The sequence below is a fragment of the Mycobacterium deserti genome, assembly GCF_025345615.1.
GTDB classification, from domain to species: Bacteria; Actinomycetota; Actinomycetes; order Mycobacteriales; family Mycobacteriaceae; genus Mycobacterium; species Mycobacterium deserti.
This window is the reverse complement of sequence record NZ_JAODWD010000006.1, coordinates 355741-368278: the sequence shown is the minus strand read 5'-3', so window position 1 is coordinate 368278 and position 12538 is coordinate 355741. Positions and strand designations below refer to the sequence as shown.

Here is a 12538-nt window from a genome sequence, read left to right as displayed (position 1 = left end):
ATTGGGTCACACCGGTTTCTGGTAGACCACCCAACGCATGTCGATCGGACAACGCTCGGGTTCGATCGTGAACACGTCCAGTCCACGCACCCAGTCGGCGTACCAGCTCGTCGGGGGCCATGCGCCCGCGGGCAGGTGCGCCTGCTCATAGGCGTACACCGAGTCGTCGGACACCAGCGTCAGCGGCAATCCGGACGCCGCGGCGCCCAGTTCCTCGCGGGTGAAGATGCTGGTGTAGGTCTGCTGGCCGAGTTCGCGCGCGGCATCGTCAGGCAGGTAGCCATCACGGGCGAGGAAGATGTTGAACACCAAACGTCCGCCTGCCTCCAGACATCGGGTGGCGAGCTCGAACACGCCGCGAAGTTGCCTCGTGTCGCGGAAATCGGAGACCACCTCCGAGAGCAGGATGAGACCGTAGTCGGTCCGCAGATCGGCAAGCGCGGTGAAGACGTCGCGTTGGATGACCCGCACGCCCAACCCATCCCGCTCGGACTCGGCACGGATCTGCTCGGCGAACTGCGGCGTCATCTCCACCACGTCGACGGGGTGCCCGCGGCGGGCCAGCGCCAGCGCGTTGCGGCCGGTGCCCGCCCCGATGTCGAGGACCCGAAGCGTTGCAGGGTCAGGTGTTTCGCCGGCCAGCGCCCACACCCGCGCGTCGGGCTCGCTGCCGAACAGCGGTGGCTTGCGGGTGCTGATCCAGTTCTCGTAGGCCCCTTCGACCGTGAACCACTCGGCGTTGACGTGATAGTTGAGTACCGGTCCGATCGGGGCCTCGTAGCTGATGACGATATTGCTTCGCGGCGACGCCGCGTACGCCTCGGCCAATTGACCGGCCAGCACCGAGCGCACCTGCGCCATCTCCTCAGCCGAGAACTCCCGGCCCACCGCGGCGAACAGCTTGCCGCACATGGCGACATATTCGTCGAGCAGGCCCGGCACCGCGGGCAAGCTGATCTTGCCTGCAGCGACCGAGCGGAGGTACAGCCTGCGGGCCAGCGCGGCCTGCACGCGTTGCGCCTGGTCGGCGGCGACTTCGGGATCGCTCGTCACAGGCCAAAGGTACAAGTGGTTCGGCATGGCCGCGGCGCACTCGTAGGATCTGCTTTCGATGGCAGATCGGATCCGGCTCGGCAACGCGACGCTCACCCGCGTCATCGAATGGCAGGTCGACGACCTGCCGGTCGCGGTCTTTCCGCATACCCCCGCCGAAGCCTGGAGTGAGCACGCCGCCGACTTCTCCCCGACTTTCTGGACCGAGGCCGGGTGGCGCATCGTTCTGCAGATCTGGGTGATCGAGGTCGACGGGCTGACCGTGGTCGTCGACACCGGCGCGGGCAACGAGAAGGCCCGACCGCGGATGGCCGTGTTGGACCATCTGCAGACCGACTTCCTCGGGTCGCTGCGAAAGGCGGGCGTCGAGCCCGCCGACGTGGACGTCGTGGTCAACACCCATCTGCATTTCGATCACGTCGGCTGGAACACGATGCGCGACGGCGATGAGTGGGTGCCGACGTTCCCGAATGCTCGTTACCTCGTGCCCGAGGCCGACTACCGGCACTTCGAGCCGGGCGGGGCCGCGCAGTCGGGCACGCCGGTCACCGAGGAGCAGGAGTCGGTGCAGCGCCACGTCCGGACCGTGTTCGCCGACAGTGTGGCGCCCGTGCAGGACCAGATCGAGTTGTGGTCGGAGGACTGTCAGCTCAGCGACTGCCTGCGGTTGCGGCCGGCGCCGGGCCATACACCGGGGTCGTCGGTGGTGTGGCTCGATGCCGGCGCGCCCGCGGTGTTCGTCGGCGATCTGACCCACTGTCCGATGCAACTGCACCGTCCGGACGACCCCTGCGCATGGGACGAGGACTTCGTCGCCGCTGCGGTCACCCGCAAGCGTGTGCTCACCGAGGCGTCGCGGCGGCGGGCTGCGGTGATCCCGGCGCATTACCCCGGCCACGGCGGTGCGACGCTGGTCGCGCGGGGTGACGCATTCATGGTCGACGACTGGCTGGAGTTGCCGCCGATCTGAAAACGTAGGGTTTCACCCGATTCCTCGACCCCGTTGCGGGCGATACCTTGGCTGGACAAACGTCGGACCACCACGCCCGAAGCAAGCTGTGGACCCCGTGTAGTCGTCCGGAGGAAACATGTCGTGCAGCAAGCCCAGCGCGCGGCGGGGCTTTGCGACGTATGTCGGTCGCGTCAGCGCCCTGGCGGTGGCATTCGGCCTCGGCGTCGCGGCGGCGACCACACCCGGTATGGCCTGGGCCGACGAACTCGGGAACGATCCGTCCGCGGAGCCCTCGGCCGAACGGCAGTCCACCGATGCGACGGCACCCGCCGAGTCCGCCGCGCCAGGGCCGAACCCCGAGCCCGACGACTCGACGCCCCCTGCGCAAACCGATCCGACTCCCTCGCCGGTCGACCGTCCGCTGATCGTCGAGCAGGGCAAGTCGCCGCCCGTGACGATCGACAGCTCCGGCGGTCTGATCGAGGGCGAACCGCCGATCGACGCGAACGAGGAGGACGAGGCGCCGCCGGCGAGGGAGGGCGAGGAACAAGCTCCCGCATCCCTCGCACCCGCCGAGCCCGTCGTCATCGCGCCCGAACCGGTCGACTCACCAAACGCCGGCTCCTTCCCGGCCGCCGCATCCGGCGAGGCCCCCGGACACAAGCACCACGACGGCGTGACTGCGCTGTCGACGGACCTCGCGACCGCGCCCGAGGCGCCGGTTCGAGTGCAGACCAACCTGTCGCGCACAACGTTCGCGACGGACACTGTGGTGCCCGACGAACGCCCGGTGGTGCCCGCCGGCAAGACGGACGCACCGATGGTGGCACCCACCGGCTTCATCGGCGTCGCGGCCAGCCTGCTTACCGCGGCGCTCACACCGTTCTTCGCCCCGGGCCCGGCCACACCGGCCCAGACGCCGGTGTTATGGGCGGTGTTGGCCTGGGTGCGTCGCGAGTTCGGGAGCAGCCCGGCCAGTCGGGCGTTCACACCGGCGCACCCGGACGGCACGTTGTCGCTCGACACGTCCTCGCAGATCAGCGACGCCGTCCGCGATGAGCCCGCCGACGACGGCGCATTCACCGGTTCGTTCCGCGTCGCCGACCCGGCAGGGCGAGTCGTTGTGTCAATCAGCCAGTCGCGTTACGGCACAGTCGATTTCACCGTCATACCGGACACGGGTACGACGCGGATCGTCGACTACCGTTACACACCCACCGACGCCGGCAGGTTGCGCGCCGGCCGCGCGAGCCGAAGCGTCGCGACCGACGAGTTCACCTTCACTGTGTCCGACGGCGAGAAGCCCACCGAAACACTGGCGGTCGGCGACATTCCTGTGCGGAAGACAGAGCTGACGCGTACCGACGAAGCCGTCCCGGTCGGCACGGGCGTCGCGGGCGTCGTGATCGTCGACGACCACCTCTATGTCGCCGATCAGCAGAATGACTCGGTGTCAGTCATCGGGATCGGCGCCGCCGCAGGCATGTCGGTGATCGCGGTCGGTGGCGTGCCGACCTGCCTCGTCGCCCACGACGGCCGCCTCTACGTCGCCAACGGCGGCGAGGACACCGTCTCGGTCGTCGAACTCGCCAAGGACGCCGGCCGTCACGCGGAGACCGCCCGCATCCGGGTCGGCACCTCGCCGTTCGGTATGGCGGTCAGCGGCGCACTGCTGTACGTGGCCAACGCACTCGACGGCACCGTGTCGGTCATCGACACCCGAAGCGCGCAGACCGTCGACACCGTCGTCCTCGACGACGGTGTGTGGAGCATCGCGGCGGCCAACGGCAAGGTTTATGTGGCCAATGCGGTGGACGGCACCGTGTCGGTGATCGACGCCAACCCGGCCCACACCGGCAGCGTCAACTCGCTGATCGGCACGATCGACATCGTCGACCGCACCGCAACGGGTCTGGCCGCCACGCCGGACGGATCGCGGGTGTTTGCCACCGTTTTGCGTGACAGCGATGCCGTGATCGCCGTCATCGACACCGAAACCGACACAGTGGCAGACGGTGTCATCGCGTTGAGCCTGGCCGCCGCCGATGTGGTGTTCAGTCCGGACAGCAGCCTGGCCTACGTCGCCGGCGCGCACGGCTCGGTCTCGGCGATCGACACATCGACGTTCGAGGTGCTCGGGACCGTCCGGCATGCGCTCAGCTCAGACTCCGACGTCGACTTCATGGCGATCAGTTCCGACGGCGCCCGCCTCTACGTGTCGAGCCTCACCGACGACGCGATGGCCGTGATCGACCACACGTAATTCCTACCTTCTCGGCGGTGCCCCTGTAACCCGTCTTAGTTGTTGGTCGGTGGTGTCTGCGGTTCGAAGGGTTGGTACCACCACCAGTCGGCGCGTTCGCCGGTCGGGCCGGGGTACGGCGCGACCGCGGGTGGGGGGTGGTTCGGTGGACGGGCCAGTGACCCGGAATCCAGTTGTCGGCCGTCGCTGTCGGTGACGGTGAGGTTGTCGGCGGGTCCGCGGATGGTGATGACACCGCGGTGATGCAGCCGATGGTGATAGGGACAGACCAGCACCAGGTTGTCCAACTCGGTGACCCCGCCGTCTTCCCAGTGCCGGATGTGATGAGCGTGCAGACCGCCGGTGGCGCCACACCCGGGCACCGCGCACGTGCGGTGGCGGTACTCCAGGGCGCGGCGCAGCCGGCGGCTGATCAGCCGCGTCGAGCGTCCCGAGCCGATGGGCTCACCGTGGCGTTCGAACCACACCTCACACGTCGCATCACAGGTCAGATACTGGCGGTCGGCATCGGACAGCAGCGGCCCCACATGCAATGCCGCGACGCGCTTGTCGACATCGACGTGCACCACCACGGTGGTGTGCTGCCCATGCGGTCGCCGCGCCACCTCGCCGTCCCACCCGGCCTCCACCAAACTCATGAACGCCTCCCCGGCGCCCGGCACCGGCGGCACCTGCACGCCAACGCCAGCGCCGCCGCCGCCGTTGACGTCGCGGTCGCGTTTCCACTCGGCGAGCAGCGCATCGCGATGCGAGTTCAACGCCGCATCGAAAATGGCCTCGTCCTCGCGCGGAAGCCGGATCCGGTAGCAGGCGCCCTGCGCATCGCTGGTCTTGGTCACCGACCGCGCCGGTCGCGGCCGCGGTTCAGGTTCGGGGCGCGGCTCCAACGTCAGCGCGGTGCTGAGCTGGCTGACCGTCGCCACCGCGGCCAACCGCGCATAGTGCTCATCAGATCCCGGCCCGGCCTTGGCCGCGATCACCCCGACCTGATCCAACGACAGCCGACCCTCGCGCAAACCCTGCACGCAGCGCGGAAACTCCGCAAGCCGATGCGCCACTGCGGCTATCGCCCGGGCGTTGGACAACGACGAGCCTGTCCTCCACGCCACCAATGCCGCCACCGACCGCGCGCCCGTTGCCCCGCACAAATCGCCGTGATCCATCTCGGCCACGATCTCCACGATGCGCCCATCGATCGCGTTGCGCTGACCCGTCAGCTCCGCCAACTCGTCGAACAACACCTCCAGACGGCCACCATCGGCCGCTGGCGCGGCCAGTGTCGAAGCGGTCGAGGACATGACCGCATCATCGCAGCCAGGTCCGACAATCTCCGGCCGCTTCGCTGGCGCTTTAGATCGGGGTCAAGCCGTGCTTGCGCTGCACGCGCCTGATCTGCTTGTCGCGCAACAACCTCATCGACTTGCGCAGCAGCAGCCGGGTCTCGTGCGGCTGTATCACCGCGTCGATGAAGCCGCGCTCGGCCGCGATCCACGGCGTCGCCATGTTGAGGTTGTAGCCCTCGATGAAGTCGGCGCGGATCTTCTGCACCTCCGGCGCGGTGGGATCGGGGAACCGCTTCACCAACAGCTGCGCTGCACCCTCAGCGCCGATCACGGCGATGCGCGCGGTGGGCCACGCGTAGTTGAGGTCGGCCGAGAGCTGCTTGGACCCCATCACCGCGTACGCACCGCCGTAGGATTTGCGGATGGTGATCGTCACCTTCGGCACATCGGCTTCGACGACGGCGTTCAGGAAGCGGCCGCCGCGCTTGATGATGCCGCCCTTCTCCTGCTCCACCCCGGGCATGAAGCCGGGCGTGTCGACGACGAAAACCAAAGGGAGATTGTAAGAGTCGCAGAAGCGGATGAACCGCGCCGCCTTGTCGGAAGCCTCGTTGTCGATCGCGCCGGACAGATGCATCGGCTGATTGGCGAGCACGCCGACCGGCCTGCCGTCGATGCGCGCGAATGCGGTGATCATCGCGGGCCCCTGCTGCTCGGCCACCTCGAACACGTCGCCGTCGTCGAAGATCCGCAGCAGGATCTCGTGCATGTCGTAGGCCATGTTGTCGCTGTCCGGCACGATGGAGTCGAGCTCGTGATCGTGCGGGGTGTACTCGGGTTCGAGACCAGGGTTGACGATCGGCGGATCGTCGAAAGTGTTGGGCGGCAAGAAGCTCAGGTAGTCGCGGACGTACTGGAACGCCGCCTTCTCGCTCTCGACCACCTGGTGGATGTTGCCGTAGCGGGCCTGCGCGTCGGCGCCACCGAGTTCGTCGAGCGACACGTCCTCACCGGTGACGTCCTTGATCACGTCCGGGCCGGTGACGAACATGTAGCCCTGGTCGCGTACGGCCACCACCAGATCGGTCTGAATCGGCGAATAGACCGCTCCGCCGGCGCATTTGCCGAGGATGATCGAGATCTCGGGGACCAGGCCACGCAGCAACTCGTGGCGGCGACCCAGCTCGGCGTACCACGCCAGCGATGTCACCGCGTCCTGGATGCGCGCACCCGCGGAGTCGTTGATACCGATGATCGGGCAACCGACCATCGCCACCCACTCCATCAGCTTGGCGACCTTGCGTCCGAACATCTCGCCGACCGAGCCCTGGAAGACCGTCTGGTCGTGACTGAACACGCCGACCGGCCTGCCGTTGATCTGGCCGTGCCCGGTGACCACGCCGTCGCCGAACAGTGCGTTGGGGTCGCCCGGCGTCTTGCACAGCGCGCCGATCTCCAGGAAGGTCCCGGGGTCAAGCAACGCGTTGATCCGGGCGCGGGCGCTGGGGATGCCCCGTTTCTCGCGCTTGGCGACGGCCTTCTCACCACCGGGCTCCTTGGCCAGCTCGAGCTTCTCGCGAAGGTCGCTGAGCAGTTCTGCGGTGGTTTTCGTGGTCACTTCGCCTGCTTCTCCTCGGACTCGATCCGGCTCAGCGTTTCACTCATGTGCGCGCCGACCTTCGCAATGTACGGCTCGTCGATCGCCTGAATGTGCTCACCCCCGATGGGCACGACCTCGAGCTCGGAGACGAACTCGCCCCAGCCGCCGTCGGGCTTACGGGTCGCGTACCGCGGCTCGAAATAGATCGCGTCATCGTGATAGCGGTCGGCCATGTACAGGGTGACCTTGCCGTCGTACGGCTTGATCTCGGCGGTATCGATGGCCCGCTGATCCAGATACGACGTGCGCTGGTGCTCGATGATGCCGCCGGGGATCTGCACCCCGCTCTGGCTGACGACGTCGAGCACGAACCGGACCTGCCCCTCGTCGTCGAGCTTCTCCAGTTCCTCGTAGGGGATCTCTGGGACCTCCACATTGAAGGTGCGCTCGGCGAATCTGGCGTAGCGGTCCCAGCGGGCGCGGGTCTCCTCCTTGGTCTGCGGGATCTCCTCGCCGGGGCGCACCGCGTCGATCAGCCCGACGAAGCGGACATCGGCGCCCGCCTGTCGCAGCCCGATCGCGCAGGCGTAGGCCAGCACCCCACCCAGCGACCAGCCCGCCAGGACGAACGGCCGATCGCCGTTGATCTCCATCAGCTTCGGCACGTACTCGCGGGCGCGCTCTTCGATGGAGCCCTCGACCCGCTCGATGCCGTACATCGGCGTGCCCGGTGGCAGCCGCTTGAGCAGCGGCTCGTAGACCACCGTCGACCCGCCTGCGGCGTGAAACACGAAGACCGGTATGTGGTCGGAGCCCTCGGCCGGCGGACGAATGGTCCGAACGAAGCCGTCGACCTTGCCGCCCTCGAGATACTCGCGCACAGTCGTGGCGAGTTCCTCGACCGTGCGGGCCCGCGTCACGTCTTCGGCGGTGACCGTGCCCTCGTCGACGCGCTCGGTGAGCCGCTCGGCGATCTTGGTCGCGGTCGCCGCGTCGATGCCGGGCAGTTCGTTGAAAATGCCCCCGGGCGACTTCCCGGTGACGATCGCCCACGTCGCGAACGTCACGCGCTCGGCGGCGTCACGCGGCGGCACGTCGGACCCGAGCGCCTCGGTGACGGCCTCCTGGGTCAGCACCTTGGACGCCGCGGCGACGGTCGACTCCGACGGGCCGGTGGGATCGGTCGGTGGGGCCGGGATGTCGATCGCGGCCGGACCGGCGGGGTTCGTCGGCGGAGCCGGGATCGCCTCGGACTGCGTCTCGGGCTCGGCCTGCGGATCGGGGGCCGGGGCGGCGACGGTTGTGGGGCTGGCGCCGCTGAGCACGGCCGCCTGCTCCTTGGCGATCTCCTCCGGAGTCAGCGTCTTCTGGTGCTCATGTAGCTGCTCGACCTCGTCGCGGTGCTCGATCGCGTACTCGATCAACTTCTCGACGGCGTAGAGGTTTGCGTCGCGCACCGCTGTCAGCTGGATCGGCGGCAGGTCGAAGTCGTACTCGACCCGGTTCTTGATACGCACGGCCATCAATGAGTCCAGGCCGAGCTCGATCAGCGGCACCTCCCACGGCAGGTCCTCGGGCTCATAGCCCATCGCTCCGCCGACGATCGTGCCGAGCCGGTCGTGTATGGACTCCCCGGATTCAGGTGACCACTTCGCGAAACCGGCACCGAGGTTCGCGCCCTGGGTCAGGTGGTCCTGCAGGATCTCCGCGTCACCCTCGGGCTCGACAGCGCTCGGCGCACCCGAAACCTGTTCTGCCACCGCAGCACCCGTCGCAACGGCAACGGGCAGAGCACTGACCGCGCCATCGCGACTCACCACGGCGTCGTACACCAGAGTGAACGACTCGTCGATGCGCGCGTGCACCTGCACGCCCGCCCCGCCGGGATGACGGGTCATGGTGGTCACCAGCTGTGCACCCTCGCCCGGAACCGCGCGCTGCTCGGAAGCGACCAGCTTGGCGCCGGGAAGCACCTGCGCTGCAGCCGCTTTGACCAATCCCGCGAGATCCGGCGTGCCCTTGGGAGTGAACTCCCAGACGTGCCTGCCGTCCGGGGTGGCGACGTGGTTGCCCGGCATCACCAACGAACTGTCACCGGTGAACCGCGCCTCGAGCCAGTGCGGCTTGCGCCGGAACCGGGTCGGCGGAATGTCGGCGTACTCCCCCTTGCCGAACAGCGTCCGAACGTCCAGATCGTGGCCGTAGACGAACAGCTGCGCCATCGCGACGGTCATCGAGTCGACTTCGTCCTGCTTGCGGGCGAGCGTGGCGATCAGCTGGGCGTCGTGCAGACCGGCCGACGCGGTGGTCAGGCCGACCTGCATGAGCGCCACCGGATTCGGGGCCAGCTCGAGGAAGGTCGTGTGCCCGCTGTCGACGGCGTTACGGATGCCGTGGGTGAAGTAGACGCTGTGGCGCAGCCCCTTCTTCCAGTAGTCGACGTCGTGGATCGTCTCGCCGGGCCGAACGTAGCGACCCTCGTGAACCGTTGAGAAATAGCCGATCTGGGTGGGGTGCGCCTCGATGCCCTGCAGTTCGGCAGCCAGTTCGCCCAGCAGCGGGTCCATCTGGGAGGTGTGGCTGGCGCCCTTGGTCTGGAACTTGCGCGCGAACTTCCCCTCGGACTCCGCGCGCGCGATGATCGCGTCCACCTGCTCGGGCGGACCGCCGATGACCGTCTGCGTGGGCGCGGCGTACACGCACACCTCGAGGTCCTTGAAGTCGGCGAACACGGTGTCGATTTCCTCGGCCGAGTACTCGACCAGGGCCATCAGCCGGATCCACTCGCCGAACAGCATCGCCTCGCCCTCGCCCATCAGGTGCGAACGCGAGCAGATGGTGCGGGTGGCGTCCTCCAGCGACAGACCGCCGGCGAAATACGCCGCCGCGGCCTCGCCGAGCGACTGTCCCACCACCGCACTGGGTTTCGCGCCGTGGTGCTTGAGCAGCTCGCCGAGTGCGACCTGGATCGCGAAGATCGTGATCTGCGTGGTCTCGATGCCGTAGTCCTGTGAGTCGTCGAGGATCAACTCGAGGATCGAGTAGCCCCGCTCGTCCTGGACCAGGGAGTCGACCTTGTTGATCCACTCGGCGAAGACCTCGTTGCGCAGGTACAGGCTCTTGGCCATTTTGCGGTGTTGGGCGCCGAATCCGGCGAGCACCCACACCGGTCCGTTGGTGACCGGACCGTCGGCGCTGAACACGCTGGGGCTCTGCTTGCCCTCGGCCACCGCGCGCAGGCCCTTGACGGCCTCGTCGTGGTCGTGGGCGAGCACCATCGCGCGGGAACGGCCGTGGTTGCGGCGCGACAACGAGCGTCCGATCGACTCCAGCGACGACGCACGGCCCTCGGGGCTGTCGATCCAGTCGGCCAATTCGGCTGCAGTGGCCTTCTTGCGCGAAGTGAGGAAACCTGAAACCGCGAGCGGCACAACCGGGGTCGGCTGTTCCTCGGCCTCCAGCTCCTCCCGGGCCAGCTCGAGCAGACGCTTGGCCTCGTCGGTCATGCCCGGCAGTTCCGGCTCGTCGTCCATGGCGTGGACGGGCCGGTCGAGCGCATCGTCATCGTCATCGTCATCGTCGATGAATTCGCCGTACTCGTCCATGCGGACGCCGCCGACGTAGACCGCGTTCGCGTCGGATCGACCGGCCTGTTCGGGTTCGGGTTCGGGTTCTGGTTCTGGCTCGACGAGATCCGAGGGCAGCACCTCGCGCAGCACGAGGTGGGCGTTGGCGCCGCCGAATCCGAAGCCTGACACACCCGCGATCGCGTGGCCGCTGTAGCGGGGCCAGTCGGTCACGGTGTCGGCGACCTTCAACCGCACCGCTTCGAAGTCGATGTACGGATTTGGGCCCGAGTAGTTGATCGTCGGCGGGATCTTGTCGTGGTGCAGCGCGAGCGCCATCTTCGCCAGGCTGGCCGCCCCAGCTGCCGACTCCAGGTGCCCCACATTGGATTTCACGGCGCCGAGCAGGGCGGGCTTGTCTGCCGGCCTGCCCCGGCCGACGACGCGGCCGAGCGCGTCGGCCTCGATCGGGTCGCCGAGGATGGTGCCGGTGCCGTGCGCCTCGATGTAGTCCACGTCGCGCGGGTTGATGCCGGCGTCCCGGTACGCCTTGCGCAGCACCTCGGCCTGGGCGTCCGGGTTGGGCGCCAGCATGCCGTTGGACCTGCCGTCGTGGTTGACAGCGCTGCCCGCGATGACGGCGAGGATTTCGTCGCCGTCGCGCCGGGCGTCGGCGACACGCTTGAGCACGAGCATGCCGCCGCCCTCGGAGCGCGCATAGCCGTCGGCGTCCTGGGAGAACGACTTGATCAGGCCGTCCGGGGCGAGCACACCGCCGACCTCGTCGAAGCCGATGGTCACCAGCGGGGTGATCAGCGCGTTGACGCCGCCGACCATCGCCACGTCGGCCTCACCCGCGCGCAGCGCAGCCACACCCTGGTGCGCGGCGACGAGCGAACTCGAGCACGCGGTGTCGATCGCCATCGACGGACCGCGGAAGTCGTAGAAGTAGGAGACCCGGTTGGCGATGATCGAGCTCGTGGTGCCCGTGATGGCGTACGGATGCGCGACGGTCGGATCGGAGACGGCCAGGAACTGGTAGTCGTTGTTCGACGACCCGATGTAGACGGCGACATTGCGCCCGCGCAGGCTCGACGCCGGGATGCGGGCGTGTTCGAGTGCCTCCCAAGTCAATTCGAGGGCCATCCGCTGCTGCGGATCGATGTTGTCGGCCTCCATCTTCGACAGTGCGAAGAACTCGGCGTCGAAACCCTTGATGTCGGACAGATAGCCGCCGCGGGTGCGCGCCCTGGCCACCCGTTCGGCGATCCGGGGCTCGGCGAGGAATTCCTCCCACCGACCCTCGGGCAGGTCACTGATCCCGCTGCGCCCTTCGAGCAGCGCCTGCCAGGTCTGTTCGGCGGTGTTCATGTCGCCGGGGAAGCGGGTGGCTATGCCCACGATCGCGATGTCGTCGACCTCGTGGTCGCGGGACCAATCCTCGCCGCTGTCGGACATGTCGACCTCGGGCTCGCCCTCGACGATCACGGTGGCTAGCGACTCGATGGTCGGATTGCGGAATACCACCGTGGCCGTCAGCGTGACGCCGGTGAGGTCCTCGATATCGCTGGCCATGGCCACCGCGTCGCGGGAGGACAGGCCGAGTTCGACCATCGGGGCGGACTCGTTGATCGAGTCGGGCGACTGGCCGGTGGCGTTGCCGATCCAGTTGCGCAGCCAGGTGCGCATCTCGGCGACCGTCATGTCGGTGCCCGGAGCCGCTTGGGCGGCGACATCGGACCCCGGAGCCGCTTTGGCGGCGACATCGGTGCCCGGAGCCGCTTTGGCGGCGACATCGGACCCCGGAGCCGCTTGGGCGGC

At 68.1% G+C, this 12538-nt stretch carries 6 protein-coding genes; 2 read left to right on the top strand and 4 right to left on the bottom strand.

What is annotated here, in order from left to right; genetic code table 11:
* Nucleotides 1–6: 6 nt before the first annotated feature.
* Nucleotides 7–1053, bottom strand: coding sequence for a class I SAM-dependent methyltransferase (locus N4S67_RS24580; protein WP_260995638.1), 1047 nt, complete (start codon nucleotides 1051–1053; stop codon nucleotides 7–9).
* Between the two features lie 58 nt (nucleotides 1054–1111).
* Between N4S67_RS24580 and N4S67_RS24575 the strand changes: the two genes are divergently transcribed.
* Entirely contained in the window at nucleotides 1112–2023 is a 912-nt protein-coding gene (locus N4S67_RS24575; RefSeq protein ID WP_260995637.1) for an MBL fold metallo-hydrolase, read from the top strand.
* A 118-nt stretch (nucleotides 2024–2141) separates the two neighbouring features.
* Nucleotides 2142–4268 (top strand): hypothetical protein, encoded by a 2127-nt coding sequence (locus N4S67_RS24570; RefSeq protein ID WP_260995636.1) that lies wholly within the window; start codon nucleotides 2142–2144, stop codon nucleotides 4266–4268.
* 35 nt (nucleotides 4269–4303) lie between these two features.
* On the opposite strand, the gene N4S67_RS24565 is transcribed toward N4S67_RS24570, so the two are convergent.
* The 3 genes from N4S67_RS24565 to pks13 are packed head-to-tail and all read right to left on the bottom strand — an operon-like array spanning nucleotide 4304 to nucleotide 12421.
* A complete protein-coding gene (locus N4S67_RS24565) occupies nucleotides 4304–5566 on the bottom strand; it encodes an HNH endonuclease signature motif containing protein (RefSeq protein ID WP_260995635.1) in 1263 nt (420 codons plus the stop codon).
* A gap of 52 nt (nucleotides 5567–5618) precedes the next feature.
* A complete protein-coding gene (locus N4S67_RS24560) occupies nucleotides 5619–7169 on the bottom strand; it encodes an acyl-CoA carboxylase subunit beta (RefSeq protein WP_260995634.1) in 1551 nt (516 codons plus the stop codon).
* The gene (gene pks13, locus N4S67_RS24555) at nucleotides 7166–12421 is read right to left on the bottom strand and encodes a polyketide synthase Pks13 (RefSeq protein ID WP_260995822.1); all 5256 of its coding nucleotides are present in this window, start codon (nucleotides 12419–12421) and stop codon (nucleotides 7166–7168) included. Before pks13 ends, N4S67_RS24560 begins: the two co-directional genes overlap by 4 nt.
* Nucleotides 12422–12538: the final 117 nt, after the last annotated feature.

Excerpts from the sequence above, each read along its gene's own strand:
- N4S67_RS24575 (WP_260995637.1), top strand. The coding sequence starts at position 1,112 with ATGGCAGATCGGATCCGGCTCGGCAACGCGACGCTCACCCGCGTCATC.
- N4S67_RS24570 (WP_260995636.1), top strand. The coding sequence starts at position 2,142 with ATGTCGTGCAGCAAGCCCAGCGCGCGGCGGGGCTTTGCGACGTATGTC.
- N4S67_RS24565 (WP_260995635.1), bottom strand. The coding sequence starts at position 5,566 with ATGTCCTCGACCGCTTCGACACTGGCCGCGCCAGCGGCCGATGGTGGC.
- pks13 (WP_260995822.1), bottom strand. The coding sequence starts at position 12,421 with ATGACGGTCGCCGAGATGCGCACCTGGCTGCGCAACTGGATCGGCAAC.